Genomic DNA, 16,496 nt, shown 5'->3' with positions numbered 1-16,496 from the left:
ATTCAGCCCGCGCGCGGTCCGGACAGCACGAGTCGTGTAGCGCGAGCGCTACACGGTAGCGTGTGGACTCATGGCTACACCGCTGGCGTACACGGCCCGCTATACCCATCCGACCGCCGCGGTGCGCGCGGCATTCGTGAACGACCAGTACTGGAAGGATCGCATCGCGGAGGTCGGCGGCCCGAACGCCCGGCTGGAGTCGGTCACCGTCAGCGGTGCGGAGGTGCGCGTCGAGATGGTGCAGGTCATCGCCGCCGAACAGCTCCCCGCCGCGATCACCGCGGTGCGGCCCGGCGATCTGAACATCCCGCGCGTCGAACACTGGACCGGAGACCGGGCCACCTTCGAGGCCCGCGTCGAGGGCGCGCCCGCCGAGGTCCGTGGCACCATCACCCTGGCCGCCGACGGCTCCGACGCCGTCATCACGGTCGACGGCGCCATCGAGGTGAAGATTCCGCTGTTCGGCAGCAAGATCGAAAAGGCGATCGCGGAGCACCTCACCGAACTGCTGAAGAACGAGGCGGAGTTCACCGGTAAGTGGCTCGCCGCGCACTGACCGGCCTCACGAGCACGGTCACTGTTCGACGTCACATCGTGCGGTCCGGCGCTCGGGTCGTTCCGCACTCCACCCGCCCGCCGAGGTCGGCGCCACGGGTCCCGGTAACCTGTGAGCCCATGGCACGCCGACTGGACTACTCCGCCCGCTATCCGCTGCATACCACAAAAGAGCTGTACGCGGCGCTGTCGAACCGCGATTACTGGGACGCGCGGATGACAGAGATGCGGAAGTACAGCCCTGGCAACGAGGTGGTCCGACTGGAGGCGGGCGACGACGGGATCACTGTCGAACTGCGCCATGTCCTGCCCCGCGACATGTTGCCGGAGATCGCCCAGACGGTGATGCGCAAGGACATGGTGATCACCCGCAAGGAGTTCTACGGTCCGCACACCGCCGAGGAGATCACCGGCAAGTACTCGGCCTCCATTCCCGCGGGCCCCGGCAGCCTCGGCGGCACCATCCGCCTGTTCCCCACCGACACCGGCTGCACTATGCGGTTCTCCTCGGAGGCGAAGGTGTTCATCCCCATGGTCGGTCCGCGCTTGGAACAGCTGATGCTGGTGAACCTGGTCGACCTGTTCCGCGGCGAGGCCGAGTTCACGGTGCAGTGGCTGGAAGAACAGCACGCCATTCGCTGACCAAGCCGGTCGGCACCATCACTCGTGGCACCACCGCCGTCAATCGTCTCCGCCGCAGCGACCGCTGGCTGATCAACGACGAGTTCGTCGCCGACCGGCTGCGCGTCGCGCCCGATCCGCTGGTCGTCGACCTCGGGTACGGCGCGAGCCCGTGGACCACGTTCGAGCTGGCCGCTCGGCTGCGCACGATCCGCCCGGACGTGCGGGTGGTCGGATTGGAGATCGACCCGCAGCGCGTGGTGCCCGGCCGCGACGGCGTCACCTTCGCTCGCGGCGGCTTCGAATTGGCCGGGCTGCGACCGGTTCTGGTACGTGCCTTCAATGTGCTGCGGCAGTATCCGGAATCAGCGGTCGGCGAGGCGTGGTCGACGGTGCTGGCCGGGCTCGCGCCGGGCGGGCTGCTGCTCGAGGGCACCTGCGACGAATTGGGCAGACGCTGCGCATGGATCCTGCTCGACCGGGACGGGCCGCGCTCGCTCACGCTGGCCTGGGACCCTTTCACCGTCGAGCGCCCCTCCGACCTCGCCGAGCGCTTGCCGAAGGCGTTGATCCACCGCAACATTCCCGGCGAACCGATCCACGCGCTGCTCGCCGCCGCGGATCGCGCGTGGGCCCGCGCCGCGCCGATGGCGCCGTACGGCCCCCGCGCCCGCTGGCGCGCGGCAGCGCGGGCGCTGCACGCGGAAGGCTTCCCGATCCGCCACTACCGCCGCCGCCTGCGCGACAACGTGCTCTCGGTGCCGTGGTCGGCGGTAGCACCGCTCGATACCTAGCGAGCGCGTTTGTCACGCTATGGCGAGCGCCTGGTATACCCGGCGGGCGGCGCGCGGCGACAAGCGCGCACCCGTATCGGTGATCTCCTCGCCCGCGCACCGGTGGATGGCGACCGCGTCGGCCACCACCTCGTTCAAGGCGGACTGCCCGATATCGCTCTCGGCCAGGTCGAGCACCGTGCGCACCGGAGTCGTCACCAGGAACGCACCTGCCGATTCCACGTCGGTGCCTGCCGGCGCGCGGCGCACGACCACCAGCCGCGACGTCACCGGCGGACGTCCCGCGCGTGCCGACAGATGTAGGAACCGCGGGCTCAGCCTGCCGAGCCCGTGCAGCTCCGCCGCACTCTGATGGGAGACGACCGCGGCGCCGTCGAACCACGCCGCCCACATCGCGTATTCGTCGAGCGGGCCGTCCGGCCACCCGGCCAACCGCAGCATGCCGACTCCCGCCCTGGTCACCGAACCGTCGCCGAGGCCTGCACGCACCCACGGTCCGCACCCGGTGCGCAACACCTGGCGAGTCGTGAAGAAACCGGCGTGCCGACCGGCCCAGCGGCGCAGAACACGCCATCCTTGTTCCGCGGATCCGATCGCGCGGCTTGCCGCTTCGCCAGCCATGCGCATCAGGCTACGCTGGATTTTTGTGCTTCATGTCACATTCGAACCCCTCACCGCCTCCTCAGAGACGGCACAGAAAGGTCGGGAAGAATTTCGGCCATGAGTACGAACGCAACCTCAACCTCGACGATCAACCGGCGGACCCTGCTGATCGCCCTGACCGTGGTAGCGATTCTGCTCGCCACGGTCTTGGTGGGCGGCGAGGCCTATGCCAGGCACACGGTCTCGAACTGCATCAGCTCGCAGTTCGAGAAGGAGATGGGGTCGAAGATCGACGTGAGCTTCGGGCCCAAGCCGATGCTGCTCACCTGGATCGACGGCAATGTGCCTTCGGTGCAGGTGAACAGTGCCGACTCCAAGTTCGGTCCCGCCGTCGGGATGGTGGTGCACGCCGTCTTTCGTGACGTCGACGTCGCCGACCACAGCGGCGGCGAGATCGGCAGTTCCTCGGCCGACGTCTCCTGGAGCAACGACGGGATCAAGGAAACCCTCGGCGGCATGGTCAGCGGAGTGCGTTCCTCGCAGAGCACCGGCATGCTCACCCTGTCGGTGCTCGGCGGCATCGCCGAACTCCAACTGAAGCCGCAGATCGTGAACGGCACAGTGCACGTGGAGACGATGTCGGCGGAGTTGCTCGGCATCGGGCTGCCCTCCGACCTGGTGCAGAGCATCGTCGACCTGTTCACCAAGAGCCTGGAGAGCTACCCGCTCGGCATGACGGCGACCGACCTGAAGGTCACCGACTCCGGCGTCGATGTCCACCTTTCCGGTGGACGTACCCAGCTCGAACCCGCGGGCAACAGCGCCGGCTCCGGCTCCGGAATGCGCTGCTGAACGCCACACCACCGCAGGATCTTCGGGCCCTGCCGAACGCGCTTCGGGACGTCCACGAACGTTTCGGGCTGATGGTCAGAGCGGGAAACCGTCGAGCACTTCGCGCGATTTCGACAGCCCCAGCCGGGTCGCGCCCGCCGCGATCAGCTCCGCGGCCGCCTCGGCGGTCCGGATGCCGCCACTGGCCTTGACGCCGAGCCGGTCGCCGACCGTTTCGGCCATCAACCGCACCGCGTGCGCGCTGGCGCCGCCCGCGGGATGAAAACCCGTGGAGGTCTTCACGAAATCGGCTCCAGCGCGTTCGGCCACCCGGCACACCTGCACGATCGTTTCATCCGGCAGCGCGGCGGATTCGATGATCACTTTCAGCAGCGCCCGATCGCCGATCGCCTCGCGCACCGTGACGATGTCGGACAGCACCGCCATGTAATCACCCGCGCGAGCCGCGCCGACATCGATGACCATGTCCACCTCGGTAGCGCCCTGCTCCACCGCGAGCCGCGCCTCGGCGCCCTTGACCAGCGAATGATGCTTCCCCGAAGGGAATCCGGCGACCGTCGCGACCACCAGTCCGGGCGCGCGCACCGGCAACATGGACGGCGACACACAGATCGCGAGCACGCCCAGCGCCCGCGCGTCCTCGATCAACGCTGCGACCTGCGCGGGAGTCGCTTCCGGGGCGAGCAGCGTGTGATCGATCATGGCGGCCACTCCGGCCCTGGTCAGCGACGTGGAACTTGCCATGGGGTCAGAGTCTGGCACACCGGACGCGAATTCCATTGCGCGCCTGGTGGCAGTTCGCGCACACTCGTAGCTGATGGCGCATCGAACAACGTGACGCCACGGTCGACTGACCGACGTGTGTGGATGGGCCCTACTTCGTTCGGGAGGAGACGACCGTGCTGATCCGTCGCGAACGCGTCGACGACGCCGCTGCGATCGCGGCGGTGCACCGCAGCGCATTCGCACCGCGCTATGTCCCCGCTACGTCCGGTGACCGCCCCAGCGCCGATCCGCCCGAGGTGGACCTGGTCGCGAAGTTGCGCAGCGACGAGGGCTGGATCCCGACGCTCTCGCTGGTGGTGATCGAGCACGACAGCGTGGTCGGCCACCTGTGCTTGACCAGAGCCGCCGTCGGCCCGTTTCCCGTGCTGGCGCTCGGCCCGATCGGCGTTCTCGCCGACCATCAGGGCGCCGGAGTCGGCTCGGCCCTCATGCACGCGGCGCTCGGCGCCGCCGACGCCCTCGACGAACCGCTCATCGGCCTGCTCGGCAGCCTGGAGTTCTACCCGCGCTTCGGTTTCGTCCCCGCCGCCCGCCTCGGCATCACCCCCGACAACCCGGCGTGGGTCGGTCACTTCCAGGTCCGCCCCCTGTCGGCCTACGACTCCCAGATCGCCGGCGAATTCCATTACGCCGAGCCGTTTTACCACCTCTGAGCGCGTAGGGTGCCGGCGCTAGGCCCACGGGTCGATGACGGGCACTCCGGCAGCTGTGAACGGCGCGGTATCGCGAGTCGCGACGGCCATCCGAGCAGCGCCGGCCGTCGCGGCGATATAGCCGTCGGCGGTGCCGATCGCACCTCCGATGGCGCGGGCCGCGGCCATGAGTTCGGCATACACAGCTGAGGCGGTGACATCGAAAGCGAGTACTCGCCCTGCGAACAGGGGCAGCACGCGAGTTTCGAACCTGTCGCGCAAGTTGTCTCGCCGCTTGCCTGGCGGCATCGCGGCCATCCCGAACCGCAGCTCGGCCACAGTGACAGCGGACAGGTGGGCATCGGACGAAGGCTCGGTGATCCGCGCGCGGCGCACCTGACAGGATGGGCTCATGAGTTCCGCTCCGCCTGCCCTGGACGACCGCCGTTACGTGCTGACTCTCGGCTGCCCGGATCGTCCGGGCATTATCGCCCGGATCACGTCGTTCATCTCGGAATTCGGCGGCTCCATCGTGGAGGCGGGGTATCACTCCGACGCGGACACCGGCTGGTTCTTCACGCGTCAGGCGATCAGGGCCACGACGGTGCCGTTCGGCATCGCGGAACTGCGTGACCGATTCGCCGGGGTGGCGGCTGATCTGGGTTCGGAGACCGAATGGCAACTACTGGACTCCGGTGCGCGCCGCCGGGCGGTCCTGCTGGTCAGCAAGGACGGCCATTGCCTGCACGACCTGCTCGGCCGCGCCGCCAGCGGTGAGCTGCCCGCCACCATCGAGGCGGTGATCGGCAACCACCCGGATCTGGCGGCCATGACCGAGGCGCACGGGGTGAAGTTCCATCACGTGCCGTTCCCCACGGACCCGGCCGAGCGCGGTCCCGCCTTCGAGGAAGTTCGCGCCCTGGTGGACGCGCACGATCCGCACGCGGTGGTGCTGGCGCGGTTCATGCAGGTGCTGCCCGCGCAGCTGTGCGAGCACTGGGCGGGCAGGGCGATCAATATCCATCACAGCTTCCTGCCCTCGTTCGTCGGCGCTCGCCCGTACCACCAGGCCTTCGCCCGTGGCGTGAAGCTGATCGGAGCCACCTGCCACTACGTGACCGCGGAACTGGACGCGGGCCCGATCATCGAGCAGGACGTCATTCGCATCGACCACGCGGACGAAGTGCGCGACATGGTCCGCCAGGGCCGCGACATCGAACGGGTGGTCCTGGCGCGCGGGCTGCGCTGGCATCTGGAGGGCCGCGTTCTGGTACACGGCCGCCGGACGGTCGTCTTCTCCTGACCGGTGGGAACGCCCCGGTGCGTCAGCCCGCGAGATCGGCGCGGCTGGACCTGTTCGCCGCGGGCAGCAGGCGCGCGAGTTCCTCGTTGAACCGGCCGTAGGCCTCGACGTTGCCGAGATGTCCAGTGGGCAGCACCTGGTACCGCGCCAGACTGCCGGCTTGCCGGAGCAATTCGACGATGCGCTCGGAGTGCGCCGGTGGCGTCATGTCGTCGAACTGTCCGGCGATCACCGTCGTGGGGACCACCAGGTTCCGGGCCGAATCCCCGACATCGATCGTGGCCAGCAGGACACCGAACTTCGAGCGCACCCGAGCCGGGCACGACCGCACGATGGCCATACTGAAATCCAATAGCTCGCCTTTGGCCGTGGTGCTGAGGATCTGACGAGCGAACAGCCAGCGCACCGGCGTGATGGGCGGGAAGACGAGCGGCATGCCGAGACCCAGCCTGCCGAACAGGAACGGCAGTGGCACCTTCAGTTGCAGCAGCCGCAGCGGACGGTTCAGCAGCGGCACGACCGTGGTCTCCAAGATCAACCGGTCTGCCGCGGTATTGGTCAGCAACACCGCGAGCGCCTGGCGCGCGACCCGCTCGGGATAGCGTCCCGCCCACGCTTGCAGCGTCATGCCGCCGAGACTGTGGCCGACGAGCACCGCCCGCTGTCCGGGCGCGAGCGCGGCGTCGAGCACGGCGGCCAAGTCGTCGGCCAGCAACTCCATGGTCAGTTCGCTGGACCCGTATTCGCTCTCGCCGTGACCGCGCTGGTCGTAGGCGATCACTCGATAGTCACCGGCGAACGCGTTGATCTGTGGATTCCAGTATTCGAGACAGCAGGTCCATCCGTGGACGAGCACGATGGCCGGGGCATCCGCCGGACCGTACGCGTGCACGCGCAGCCGGGCGCCGTCAGCCGCACGGACCGGGATCACCTCGCGGGGCGCGGTCGGCGGGTTGAACGCGGCGGTCCGGTAGGTGCGAGAACGCAGGTCGGCGCTGTGTGCGTCGCGCAAGTTCCGGAGCAGACCCCGGAAGCTCGTCAACGCGGTCGGCAGCAGGGCACGCATCGGACACTCCTTTGTGTTACTGATAGATACAGTAACCCCGATTCGCACCGCTTGCTAGTGCAAGCACCTTTACCTGTCGGCGAACTCCGCCGTCACCAGCGTGGACCGCGCTGCACCTCGTCCACCTTCGGCCGGACGTCGGCCAAATAGACACCCGTGGCGATGATCGCCGCGAAGGAGAGCAGGCCCAGACCCGCGGGCGAGAGCAGGAGCACGAGCACAGCCGCCCCGAGAATCGCCAGCCAGATCGGCTTGGTCAGTTTGTCCACCGCGGTGAACGCGTCCGGACGCTGACGCACGGCGTGGATCAGCGCGAAAATCGTCGCACCGAGCGCCGCCAGCCACAGCACCAGCAGGATCATCCCGGTCAATCCGTGCACCATATTCACCCCACCCATCATAGAAGCAACGCCCCCGCGCACCAGGGTGCGCGAGGGCGTCGAACAGCCGCGGCGGCGGGTGGTCAGACCTTCTTGGGGGCGGCCTTCTTCGCCGGGGCCTTCTTGGCGGCGGGAGCCTTCTTGGCCGGAGCCTGGTCGGCCGCACCGTTGGTAGCCGGAGTGTCCTCGGTGGTCACCTCGACGACTTCGGCATCGACGACCGGCGCCGGATCGGCCACCTCGTCGGCCGCGGCCTCGGTCTCGGCCTTCGCCGGACGGCCGATCAGTCCGTTGACGCGCCCGAGCACGTCCTCGGCGCGGCTCACCGCGTCGCCGTAGAGGGTCTCGACCTTGCCGATCCGCTCGTCGACGACCTGATTGGCGCGCAGCCGCTCGATGGTCTCCCCACCGCGAGCGGCGAGGTCGGTGTAGAGGTCGAGCGCCTGCCGGTAGTACTTCTCGGCCCGCGCGCGCAGCTCCTCGGCGGCGAATCGCTCGCGCAGCTCGGCGAGGTCGTCCGGCAGCTCCGAAGGCAGTCCGGACAGCCGCTCGCGCAGCGACTCGAACTGGGACTGGACGTCGGCGGGAACGTTGGCGAAGCGCTCGCGCGCGCCCTCTACCCGGGCCTGCACCTCGGTGGCGGCCGCACGTTCACGCACCTGGGCGACAACGTCGTTGACGGCGGCATAGAGAGCGTCACCCGCGCCGACGGTGGCGAGCAAGGGCTTGGTGACGGTAGCGTTCTTCTCGGTCATGGTGTTTCGTTCTCCTGGCGTGGCGGAGTTTCGGTTGTCGTGCGCGGAACGTCGCTGTCCCATACGTGCCCCCCTACCTCGTTTCCTCCGTTTTCCCGGCGAAACGATTCATAGATATCCAGCAGCACCTGCTTCTGCCGCTCACTGATGAACGCGTCGGCGAGCAGTGCGTCCCGGACCGGACTGTGTGGCCGCTGCTCCAGATAGCCGGCCCGGATATACAAGACCTCCGATGAGACCCGCAGCGCTTTCGCGATCTGCGTGAGCACTTCGGCGGACGGATTACGCAGTCCGCGCTCGATCTGACTGAGGTACGGATTGCTCACCCCCGCCAGCTGGGCGAGCTGACGCAACGAGACCTGCGCGGCTTCTCGCTGCGCCCTGATGAAGCCTCCGATGTCGTGCGCCGCACTGACGACGCGACCCCCTCGTTCGCCGGCGCCGGACGAATGCTCGTCCGGTCTGTCGGTGTACTCGGCGGAAACCTCGGGCTGGTCAGCCATCACTCACCTTCTGGCGTTTGTACGGATTCGATTCTAGGTCAGGGTGCTAGCTGTTGCAAGCAGTCTGCTAGCAGTGTTTCGGCAAACGCTACGCACGCGGCGGATCAACCGCCGAACAGCACGTGGGAGATCGTGTAGATCGCCAGTCCGGCAAGCGAACCGACGACGGTTCCGTTGATGCGGATGAATTGCAGATCCCGGCCGACCTGCAATTCGATCTTCTTGCTGGCTTCATCGGCATCCCACCGGGCAACCGTGTCGGTGACCAGGGTGCTGATCTCACCGGCATAGTTCTCCACCAGGTAGCGCGCGCCGCGATCGATCCAGCCGTCGACGTTGGCCCGCATGTCCGCGTCGTCGCGCAAGCGCTCGCCGAGCTGCTGTACGTTCTCGGCGACCTTGCGGCGCAGTGTGCTGCTCGGATCGTCGGCGGACTCCAGAATCAGCCGCTTCGCCGCGCGCCAGGTGGCCGAGGCCAGCCCGGTGATCTCCTCCCGGCCCATGATCTGCGTCTTGACCCGCTCCGCCTTTTTGATCATGGCGTCGTCGAATTGCAGGTCCTCGGCGAATTCCTCCAGGAACCGATTGGCGGCCAGCCGCACCTCGTGCTCCGGATCGGAGCGGACTTTCCAGGTGAACTCGACCAGTTCTCGATAGATCCGCTCGGAAAGCAGAATATTGACGAATTTCGGCGCCCACTGCGGCGCGTCCCGCAACACGATCCGATCGATCGTCTCCTGGGATGCGAGCGCCCACTGGTGGGCGCGCTCGGCGAGCAGATCCAGCAGCGCCAGCTGCCGGTTGTCGGCGAGCAGTTCCGCCAGCACCCGCCCGATCGGCGGACCCCACAGCGGCTCGGCGATCCGCTTGACGATGGTGTTGTCGATGACCTGCTCCACGTCCTCGTCGCGCAAAACGCCGACGACGGCACGCAGGATGGTCGAGCTCTCCTGCGCCACACGCGCGGCATGGCCCGGATCGGCCATCCAACGCCCGACCCGCCAGGAGATCTGCGCCGAGTTCACCTTGGCCGACACCACCTCGGGCGCCAGGAAGTTGGTGCCGACGAAAGTACCGAGGCTGGCGCCGAGCTGGTCCTTCTTCCGCCGGATGATCGCCGTGTGCGGAATGGGCAGGCCGAGTGGGTGACGGAACAGGGCGGTCACCGCGAACCAGTCCGCCAGCGCCCCGACCATGCCCGCCTCCGACGCGGCCCGCAGGTAGCCGACCCAGTCGCCGCCCGCCCCGCGCGATTCGGTCCAGCGGCAGAACAGATAGATCGCGGTGGCCAGGGCGAGCAGGCCGGTGGCGAGCGCCTTCATCCGCCAGAGGTCACGTCGCTTGGCCGCCTCGTCGAGCACAGCGGCGAAGCCGGGCGGCGCGGCGGCAGGCGCGGCGTCTCCGGCGCGCTCGCCCCGGGCGTTCAGCACCGCGGTGTTGCCGGGAGCTTTCTCCATGCCTCCCATTCTGCTGTGCGCGGCGAAGTGGGCCAGTCGGCGAGCGGATGTGCGCACCACGGGCGCCGTACCGCTGTGGTCCCCATCGCACCGGGACTCAAAAGCGCATAACCCAGGTATCGGGGCCCTAAGCTGGTAGCCACCGAGCACTTTCGAACGAGGGAGCCCACGCTGTCCACCGAAGACCTTGTCGGTATCGACGAGCGAGCGTCGGCGGTACGCGGCGGCCGGATGGACGGCCGCAAGCGCCGGTGGCGGCAACACAAGATCGACCGCCGCGAAGAGCTCGTCGACGGCACCCTCGCCGCCGTGCGCGCCCGCGGCAGCAACGCGGGCATGGACGAGATCGCCGCGGAGATCGGCGTCTCCAAGACCGTGCTCTACCGCTACTTCTCCGACAAGAACGACCTCGTCCACGCGACCATGCAGCGGTTCATCGAGACCACGCTGATGCCGCGGGTGTACGACGCGATCAGCCTGGACGCCGACGAGTACCAGCTGGTGCGATCGGCCCTGGCCGAGTACGTCGGTACGGTCGACGAGGACCCCGAGGTCTACCGCTTCATCATGGGCAACGGCTCGGCCGACCAGTCCTCGCTCGCGGAGTTCGAGAAGCTCTTCGCCGAGGTGGTGTGCGCGGTCATCACCGAGCGCGCCGAAGACCGGGGCGTGGCGACCGAGGGCGCCGCGCTGGCGTCGTACGTGCTGGTCGGCGGCATCCAGCTGGCCACACACTGGTGGACCACCAACAAGTCGCTGTCCCGCGAGGACGTGATCGACTACCTCACCATGCTCGCCTGGAGTGCCATCGAGGGCATGGCCCGCGCGGGCGGTTCGCCCGCGGCGTTCAACGCGCAGCAGCACGTGCTGCCCGCCCCCGGGACGCCCGCGCGGGACTGAATCGAGCCATCGGCCCCGGTGCCGGCCGGACCGCTTGCACAGGTTGACCAGCTCGCTCGACTTAGCCGAAACCTTGACTAGTCTGAACCGAGCGGTGCGCCGAGTGCGTCGCGTCATCGCCGGCGCCGTACTCGACGGCGGTCCGCGCGGGGCACTGCCGCCCGCGCGTCCGTCGCTCCGACCGTGGCACCAACGGAGGTCCCTCGATGGCGAAGCAAGTACCGACCTCCCGGCTTGCTCGGGGCACGAAACTGGGCGCGGTGGCGGCCAGTTCGGTGCTTCGCACCCAGCGCGCGCGGATGACGATGCGGGGCAGATCGGAGGCCGTCCGGGCGAAGATGGCCGAGGAATCGATGATCCGCACCACCGAGCAGGTGGTCACGGTGCTGGGCACCATGAAGGGCGTCGCCATGAAGCTCGGCCAGATGATGTCGGTGCTCGATCTGGATCTGGTGCCCGAAGACCATCGGGAGCGATTCCAGAAACGTCTGGCCGTGCTGCGCAACGCGGCCCCCACGGTCTCCTTCCCGGCCATGCGCCAGGTGATCGAGGACGATTTCGGCAAGCCGCTCGACGCGATCTTCGCCGAGTTCGACGGCGAGCCCGTCGCCGCCGCCTCGATCGGCCAGGTGTACCGGGCCCGACTGCACGACGGCCGGGAGGTCGCGGTGAAGGTGCAGTACCCGGGCATCGACGCCGCGGTGCGCGCCGACCTGAAGAATCTCGCCATGTTCCGGCGCGTGCTGCAGTCCGCGATGCCGTGGGTGACGCCCGCGGTACTGGACGAACTGCGGTTGAACATGGAAGCCGAACTGGACTACCGGGCCGAGGCGGCCACCCAGTCGCAGCTCGCCGAGCTCTATGCCGGGCACCCGTTCGTCAGCGTGCCGCGCTCCCTGCCGGAGTTCTCCACCACGCGGGTTCTGGTCACCGAATACGTGGAGGGCAAGGGCTTCGAAGAGATCCGGCAGCTGCCCCAGGCGGAGCGCGACCGGATCGGCGAGATCATCTACCGGTTCTACGTGGGATCACTGTTCACCTTCAACGAGTTCTGCGGCGATCCGCACCCGGGCAACGTGCTGCTGGCCGGGGACGGCCGGGTCGGCTTCCTGGATTTCGGATTGTTCAACCGGATGGATGCCGAGCACGTGCGGTTCGAGCTCGTCTGTCTGCGGGCCGCCGCCGAAGATCGCGCGGAAGATCTGCGCGAGTTGATGCTCGAACGCGGCGTCCTCGACTCACCGCAGGAGATCGGCGCCGAGGAGTGCCTGGAATACGTGCTGGCCGCCTCGGAATGGTGTCTGGTCGACGAGGAGCTGACCATCACGCCCGAGCTGGCCAGCGGCGCCTTCCTGCTCGCGGTCGACCCGAGGGCCGTCGAGTTCACCGGGATGAAGCAGCAGAATCTGCCGCCCGAGCACCTCTTCTCGCGCCGCGCCGACTTCCTGACCTTCGGCATGCTCGGTCACCTCGGCTGCACCGCGAACTGGCATCGCATCGCCAGGGAATGGCTCTACGACGAACCACCGGTCACCGACCTCGGCCGGGCCCACCACGCCTGGCTCGCCGACCGCCGGCACACCGCGCCGCGACGGGCGCGCGAGAAGACCACCGAATAGCCGACCGGCGACCCGACCGCAGAACGGAAGACCATGGCAGACACCCGGGAATTCGACCTCGTCCTCTTCGGCGCGACGGGATTCGTCGGCAAGCCCACCGCCGAATATCTCGCCGGGGCCGCGCCGGAATCCACGCGGATCGCGCTGGCGGGACGATCGCTGGACAAGCTGACCGCCGTACGCGACGGCCTCGGTCCGAAGGCCGCGAACTGGGGCCTGGTGGTGGCCGACTCGACAGACCAGGCCGCGCTGGACGAACTGGCGGCGCGCACCAAGGTCGTGGTCACCACGGTCGGCCCGTACCTGCGCTACGGGATGCCGATGGTGGCGGCGTGCGCCAAGGCCGGCACCCATTACGCCGACCTCACCGGTGAGCCGCTGTTCATCCGCGACGCCATCGACACCTATCACGAACAGGCCGTCGCCACGGGTGCGAAGATCGTGAATTCCTGCGGCTACGATTCGATTCCGTCCGATCTGAGCGTGTATCAGCTCTACCGTCGCACAGTCGAGGACAACAGCGGCGAGCTCGTCGACACCACACTGGTGGCTTCGCTCGAGGGCGGCGTCAGCGGCGGCACCATCGATTCCGTCCGCGCCATGATGGAGGCGATCGCCGCCGACCCGGCCAAGGGCAAGGTGATGTCGCACCCGTACTCGCTGAGCCCGGACAGATCGCTGGATCCCGACGTCGGCCGCCAGTCCGATCAGGCGCTGTCGCGGGCGAGCGCCATCGACCCCAGCCTGGACGGGTGGGTGAGCACGTTCGTCATGGCCGCGCACAACACCAAGATCGTGCGCCGCACCAATGGGCTGCTGGGCTGGGTGTACGGCAAGAACTTCCGCTATCGCGAGGTGATGAGCGCGGGGAAGTCGCGGCTGGCGCCGCTGGTCGCTGCGGGCATGGCGGGCGGCATCGTGGCGGGCGTGACCGTGGGCGCGCTGCTGTCGCGGACCTCGGCCGGCCGGACGCTGCTCGACCGCGTGCTGCCCGAGCCCGGCACCGGGCCGAGCGAGCAGGCCCGCAAGAGCGGCTGGTTCTCCATGAAGACGTTCGCGCACACCACCTCGGGCGCGAAGTACGTGGCCACCTTCTCCGGCACCGGCGACCCGGGCTACCAGGCCACCACCGTGCTACTCGGCGAGAGCGGTCTGTGCCTGGCGTTCGACACCGACAAGCAACCAGAGCTCGCGGGCATTCTCACCCCGGCCGCGGCGATGGGCGACGCGCTCACCGAGCGGCTGCGCGCCGCGGGTATGACGATCGCCGTCGACCGCGCCTGAGGGACGCACTCCGGTGCACTGACCCGGAAGACGATGCATGCCTCCGCGCTCGCCGCGGTCTACGAGCGAGCCCGGCAGCCCACACTGTCCATCTCGCCGATGGGCGAACAACCGCGTCCGACCGGCGCGACGCGGTCTCGACCTGCGGTCAGCCGATGTCCTGCAATGCCCTCCGCTGCGGGTCATCGGTAGTGCAGCCGGTTCCGACGACCAGGGCGGTGACGGCGGGCGGGTGCGGGCCGCTGAGCAGGACGAGCACTGCGGTGCCGCCGTGGAACGCGATGTCGGACGAGCCGAGAACGACACGGTCGAGCCCGTTCGCGTGGACACAGCGCCGCAATGCTTCCGGATCGGTGAGAGAGCCGGTGACGGTGTGGCGGCCCAGCGCGCCGAGGGCCACGGTGGCGGTGAGTGCGTCGTTGCCGCTGGTGGGTTGTGCGGTGGGGGCGGGGTGGTCACGGTCGTCCAGCGTCGCGATGACCGAGCCCGCTCCGGTGACGGCGACGATCGCCGCTGCTGCCGCGGCGAACCAGCGCGCCGTGGTGCGGCGGTGCCCGCAGACAGCGCTCGAGGAAACCGTGCCCGGTTCGGAATGCACTGGCGCGAGAGGGAATTCGCTGCCCGGCACGCGCGCGAGCAGATGAACCGTGGCGTTCTGTGCCGCGTCCTCGGCCGGGCGAAGTGTGTCGATGAATTCGGTGAGCCGGGCGGTGACGTCCTCTGGCATGGTGTGGATGATGCGTTCGTCCCGGCTCAGGGCACCCAATTCCGCGCGAACCTCATCCAGCCCGTGCAGATACCGCACCGCCTGCTGATCACCCGAGACGATGCGCCACAGCTGCTCGCGTTGCGCGGCAGTCACATTGCCGGCATGCAGATCGGCCAGCAACCTCGGCGGGAACGGAGGCTGCGGCACCGTCCTGGTTGCCATCGCACCTCCGTTGTTCGCATCCGACACCGCGCGATCCCGCACCCCACAGGAACTCGGCTGGTACATCGTTCAAAGATTCGTCACTGTTATTGACGCAGCAGGACTTCCCTTGGTTCCCCGGATCGGCGAGAAATCCCATTGCTCCTTCGCACCACTGCCCCGGTCCCGACGAAGGCCGGCCGGCGACAAGATCGTGTGTTCCGGCCAGAGGACCCTCCGTGAACAGGCCCCTACCCATGCCCGCGTTCGCTGGAGCAGCGGCGGCCGAGGAACAGCTCGAGAGAAGGACCGCCGTGGTCACCGGAGCCGGCCGTGGCATCGGCCTGGCGATCGCGTCAGGTTTCCGAATACGCGAATCAGGGCGCGCGTAAAGGCCATCCGCGGAAGTCGGTGCCCGCGATTTGTCACGGCGCAGGCGAAGCGGTACCGAGATCGACCATGCGGTGCAGGATCGAGGGCGCCAGCGCCAATTCGAATTCGGTTCCGCTGCTTTCGAAGACGAAGGCCAAGAAGTCGTCGTGCGGTACCGAAGCCAAGCGGACCGAGCACTGCTCCCCTACGACCACCCAGCCGCCGACGGTCAACTGATCGGACATCGCCCCTCCCACCCTTCGACACTTCCGACAACTGGACTATGCCAGTTGCGGAACACGGGTGTCAACGGCGGAAATCGGTCGCTGACCGGGCCGGATACTCGTGCCGCATGATCGGGCGGCCGGGCGGGTGGACGCTCTCGCGGTACTCCAGCGCGACGCCGTGGACGTCCGCGGCGATGCGGTGCACGACCAGCACCGCCGCCGGATGCGGGAGCGCGAGACGGCGGCGTTCGTCCTCCGTGGCCAGCCGGGCGCCGACGCTTTCCCGCACCACCGCGGCGGCACCGCCGACCGCGGCTTCCAGATACCGCACGACCCCGCCCGGCACGGGCACCGCCCCGCGGACCAGCGCGGCGGCCGCGGCGAATTCGCCGGGATACCAGCAGGTGACCAGCCTTACGGCCCCGGAACGGTTCTCGTTCACCAGCTTCAGGGTGACCACCGGGCTCGCCGCGGGCAGACCGAGCGAATCGGTGACCTCCTGCGGTCCTTCCACCACTTCCGCTCCCAGCACGGTCACCGAATCGCCCTCGGACGCGGACGGTTCGTATCGGGGCGCGCTCTCTCGCATCAGCGCCGACCGTTCGGCCACATAGGTGCCCGACCCACGGCGGGAAGTGACGATTCCCTGCTGGCGCAAAGTATTCAGCGCTTTCGCGGCGGTGGGCCGGGCCACCTTCCACCGCGCGGCGAGTTCGCGTTCGGACGGCACTTCGGCGCCGGGAGCCAGCTCCCCGCGCTCGATCAGATCCCGCAAATGCCCGGAGATCTGTAGATATTTCGGAACTACGCCATCGCTTCCGGCCACCGGTCGCCTTCCCCACACCGCACCTCGGACCGCTGGTCAGTGTAACAACGG

Annotated in this window: 20 protein-coding genes; 9 read left to right on the top strand and 11 right to left on the bottom strand. The window is 68.4% G+C overall.

What is annotated here, in order from left to right; genetic code table 11:
• Positions 1–70 precede the first annotated feature (70 nt).
• The 3 genes from ACT89H_RS17160 to ACT89H_RS17150 all read left to right on the top strand — a co-directional run bounded on the left by ACT89H_RS17160 (position 71) and on the right by ACT89H_RS17150 (position 1,970).
• On the top strand, positions 71–556 hold the full coding sequence (locus ACT89H_RS17160) for a DUF2505 domain-containing protein (protein WP_445109627.1): 486 nt from the start codon (positions 71–73) through the stop codon (positions 554–556).
• Positions 557–675: 119 nt separating this feature from the next.
• The gene (locus ACT89H_RS17155; protein ID WP_445109626.1) at positions 676–1,197 is read left to right on the top strand and encodes a DUF2505 domain-containing protein; all 522 of its coding nucleotides are present in this window, start codon (positions 676–678) and stop codon (positions 1,195–1,197) included.
• Positions 1,167–1,970, top strand: coding sequence for a class I SAM-dependent methyltransferase (locus ACT89H_RS17150; protein ID WP_445109625.1), 804 nt, complete (start codon positions 1,167–1,169; stop codon positions 1,968–1,970). Before ACT89H_RS17155 ends, ACT89H_RS17150 begins: the two co-directional genes overlap by 31 nt.
• Positions 1,971–1,982: 12 nt before the next feature.
• Here the strand turns inward: ACT89H_RS17150 and ACT89H_RS17145 are convergent, their stop codons facing one another.
• Positions 1,983–2,591, bottom strand: coding sequence for a hypothetical protein (locus tag ACT89H_RS17145; protein WP_445109624.1), 609 nt, complete (start codon positions 2,589–2,591; stop codon positions 1,983–1,985).
• 99 nt (positions 2,592–2,690) lie between these two features.
• On the opposite strand from ACT89H_RS17145, the gene ACT89H_RS17140 reads away from it, so the two are divergent.
• Entirely contained in the window at positions 2,691–3,425 is a 735-nt protein-coding gene (locus tag ACT89H_RS17140; protein WP_445109623.1) for an LmeA family phospholipid-binding protein, read from the top strand.
• Positions 3,426–3,500: 75 nt separating this feature from the next.
• Here ACT89H_RS17140 and deoC read toward each other — a convergent pair whose 3' ends face one another.
• A complete protein-coding gene (gene deoC, locus ACT89H_RS17135) occupies positions 3,501–4,169 on the bottom strand; it encodes a deoxyribose-phosphate aldolase (protein ID WP_445109622.1) in 669 nt (222 codons plus the stop codon).
• 155 nt (positions 4,170–4,324) lie between these two features.
• On the opposite strand from deoC, the gene ACT89H_RS17130 reads away from it, so the two are divergent.
• Positions 4,325–4,864, top strand: a complete 540-nt coding sequence (locus ACT89H_RS17130; RefSeq protein WP_445109621.1) for a GNAT family N-acetyltransferase — start codon at positions 4,325–4,327, stop codon at positions 4,862–4,864.
• Positions 4,865–4,882: 18 nt separating this feature from the next.
• On the opposite strand, the gene ACT89H_RS17125 is transcribed toward ACT89H_RS17130, so the two are convergent.
• The gene (locus tag ACT89H_RS17125; RefSeq protein WP_445109620.1) at positions 4,883–5,257 is read right to left on the bottom strand and encodes a PIN domain-containing protein; all 375 of its coding nucleotides are present in this window, start codon (positions 5,255–5,257) and stop codon (positions 4,883–4,885) included.
• On the opposite strand from ACT89H_RS17125, the gene purU reads away from it, so the two are divergent.
• Positions 5,256–6,146, top strand: coding sequence for a formyltetrahydrofolate deformylase (gene purU / locus ACT89H_RS17120; protein WP_445109619.1), 891 nt, complete (start codon positions 5,256–5,258; stop codon positions 6,144–6,146). The two genes, ACT89H_RS17125 and purU, sit on opposite strands and share 2 nt — an antisense overlap.
• Positions 6,147–6,168: 22 nt before the next feature.
• Here the strand turns inward: purU and ACT89H_RS17115 are convergent, their stop codons facing one another.
• The 5 genes from ACT89H_RS17115 to ACT89H_RS17095 form a co-directional block, all read right to left on the bottom strand.
• Entirely contained in the window at positions 6,169–7,212 is a 1,044-nt protein-coding gene (locus ACT89H_RS17115; protein WP_445109618.1) for an alpha/beta fold hydrolase, read from the bottom strand.
• Between the two features lie 92 nt (positions 7,213–7,304).
• Positions 7,305–7,595 carry a DUF2516 family protein gene (locus ACT89H_RS17110; protein WP_040870424.1) on the bottom strand — a complete coding sequence of 97 codons (291 nt, stop codon included), beginning with the start codon at positions 7,593–7,595 and terminating at the stop codon, positions 7,305–7,307.
• 80 nt (positions 7,596–7,675) lie between these two features.
• Complete coding sequence (locus ACT89H_RS17105) at positions 7,676–8,347, bottom strand: heparin-binding hemagglutinin (protein ID WP_445109617.1); 672 nt, start codon at positions 8,345–8,347, stop codon at positions 7,676–7,678.
• Positions 8,344–8,850: a helix-turn-helix domain-containing protein gene (locus ACT89H_RS17100; protein ID WP_445109616.1), complete on the bottom strand. Its 507-nt coding sequence runs from the start codon at positions 8,848–8,850 to the stop codon at positions 8,344–8,346. The genes ACT89H_RS17105 and ACT89H_RS17100 overlap by 4 nt, the downstream gene beginning before the upstream one ends.
• Before the next feature lie 104 nt (positions 8,851–8,954).
• Positions 8,955–10,307, bottom strand: coding sequence for a DUF445 domain-containing protein (locus ACT89H_RS17095; protein WP_445109615.1), 1,353 nt, complete (start codon positions 10,305–10,307; stop codon positions 8,955–8,957).
• 231 nt (positions 10,308–10,538) lie between these two features.
• Between ACT89H_RS17095 and ACT89H_RS17090 the strand changes: the two genes are divergently transcribed.
• The 3 genes from ACT89H_RS17090 to ACT89H_RS17080 all read left to right on the top strand — a co-directional run bounded on the left by ACT89H_RS17090 (position 10,539) and on the right by ACT89H_RS17080 (position 14,110).
• Entirely contained in the window at positions 10,539–11,207 is a 669-nt protein-coding gene (locus ACT89H_RS17090; protein ID WP_445109614.1) for a TetR/AcrR family transcriptional regulator, read from the top strand.
• Between the two features lie 206 nt (positions 11,208–11,413).
• A complete protein-coding gene (locus ACT89H_RS17085; protein ID WP_445109613.1) occupies positions 11,414–12,826 on the top strand; it encodes an ABC1 kinase family protein in 1,413 nt (470 codons plus the stop codon).
• 33 nt (positions 12,827–12,859) lie between these two features.
• Positions 12,860–14,110 (top strand): saccharopine dehydrogenase family protein, encoded by a 1,251-nt coding sequence (locus ACT89H_RS17080; protein WP_445109612.1) that lies wholly within the window; start codon positions 12,860–12,862, stop codon positions 14,108–14,110.
• A 148-nt stretch (positions 14,111–14,258) separates the two neighbouring features.
• On the opposite strand, the gene ACT89H_RS17075 is transcribed toward ACT89H_RS17080, so the two are convergent.
• The 3 genes from ACT89H_RS17075 to ACT89H_RS17065 all read right to left on the bottom strand — a co-directional run bounded on the left by ACT89H_RS17075 (position 14,259) and on the right by ACT89H_RS17065 (position 16,445).
• The gene (locus ACT89H_RS17075) at positions 14,259–15,041 is read right to left on the bottom strand and encodes an RsmA family anti-sigma factor (RefSeq protein ID WP_445109611.1); all 783 of its coding nucleotides are present in this window, start codon (positions 15,039–15,041) and stop codon (positions 14,259–14,261) included.
• Positions 15,042–15,445: 404 nt separating this feature from the next.
• Positions 15,446–15,637, bottom strand: coding sequence for a hypothetical protein (locus ACT89H_RS17070; RefSeq protein WP_445109610.1), 192 nt, complete (start codon positions 15,635–15,637; stop codon positions 15,446–15,448).
• A 61-nt stretch (positions 15,638–15,698) separates the two neighbouring features.
• A complete protein-coding gene (locus tag ACT89H_RS17065; RefSeq protein WP_445109609.1) occupies positions 15,699–16,445 on the bottom strand; it encodes a GntR family transcriptional regulator in 747 nt (248 codons plus the stop codon).
• Positions 16,446–16,496 lie beyond the last annotated feature (51 nt).

The organism is Nocardia aegles (assembly GCF_052545135.1).
The sequence above is the reverse complement of the archived record's forward strand: the minus strand, read 5'-3'. Positions and strand labels throughout refer to the sequence as shown.

Coding starts and splice junctions, on each gene's coding strand:
- ACT89H_RS17070 (WP_445109610.1), bottom strand. CDS start 15,637: ATGTCCGATCAGTTGACCGTCGGCGGCTGGGTGGTCGTAGGGGAGCAG.
- ACT89H_RS17080 (WP_445109612.1), top strand. CDS start 12,860: ATGGCAGACACCCGGGAATTCGACCTCGTCCTCTTCGGCGCGACGGGA.
- ACT89H_RS17090 (WP_445109614.1), top strand. CDS start 10,539: ATGGACGGCCGCAAGCGCCGGTGGCGGCAACACAAGATCGACCGCCGC.
- ACT89H_RS17155 (WP_445109626.1), top strand. CDS start 676: ATGGCACGCCGACTGGACTACTCCGCCCGCTATCCGCTGCATACCACA.
- deoC (WP_445109622.1), bottom strand. CDS start 4,169: ATGGCAAGTTCCACGTCGCTGACCAGGGCCGGAGTGGCCGCCATGATC.
- ACT89H_RS17140 (WP_445109623.1), top strand. CDS start 2,691: ATGAGTACGAACGCAACCTCAACCTCGACGATCAACCGGCGGACCCTG.
- ACT89H_RS17075 (WP_445109611.1), bottom strand. CDS start 15,041: ATGGCAACCAGGACGGTGCCGCAGCCTCCGTTCCCGCCGAGGTTGCTG.
- ACT89H_RS17095 (WP_445109615.1), bottom strand. CDS start 10,307: ATGGAGAAAGCTCCCGGCAACACCGCGGTGCTGAACGCCCGGGGCGAG.
- ACT89H_RS17125 (WP_445109620.1), bottom strand. CDS start 5,257: ATGAGCCCATCCTGTCAGGTGCGCCGCGCGCGGATCACCGAGCCTTCG.
- ACT89H_RS17145 (WP_445109624.1), bottom strand. CDS start 2,591: ATGGCTGGCGAAGCGGCAAGCCGCGCGATCGGATCCGCGGAACAAGGA.
- ACT89H_RS17085 (WP_445109613.1), top strand. CDS start 11,414: ATGGCGAAGCAAGTACCGACCTCCCGGCTTGCTCGGGGCACGAAACTG.
- ACT89H_RS17100 (WP_445109616.1), bottom strand. CDS start 8,850: ATGGCTGACCAGCCCGAGGTTTCCGCCGAGTACACCGACAGACCGGAC.
- ACT89H_RS17110 (WP_040870424.1), bottom strand. CDS start 7,595: ATGGTGCACGGATTGACCGGGATGATCCTGCTGGTGCTGTGGCTGGCG.
- ACT89H_RS17115 (WP_445109618.1), bottom strand. CDS start 7,212: ATGCGTGCCCTGCTGCCGACCGCGTTGACGAGCTTCCGGGGTCTGCTC.
- ACT89H_RS17160 (WP_445109627.1), top strand. CDS start 71: ATGGCTACACCGCTGGCGTACACGGCCCGCTATACCCATCCGACCGCC.
- purU (WP_445109619.1), top strand. CDS start 5,256: ATGAGTTCCGCTCCGCCTGCCCTGGACGACCGCCGTTACGTGCTGACT.
- ACT89H_RS17105 (WP_445109617.1), bottom strand. CDS start 8,347: ATGACCGAGAAGAACGCTACCGTCACCAAGCCCTTGCTCGCCACCGTC.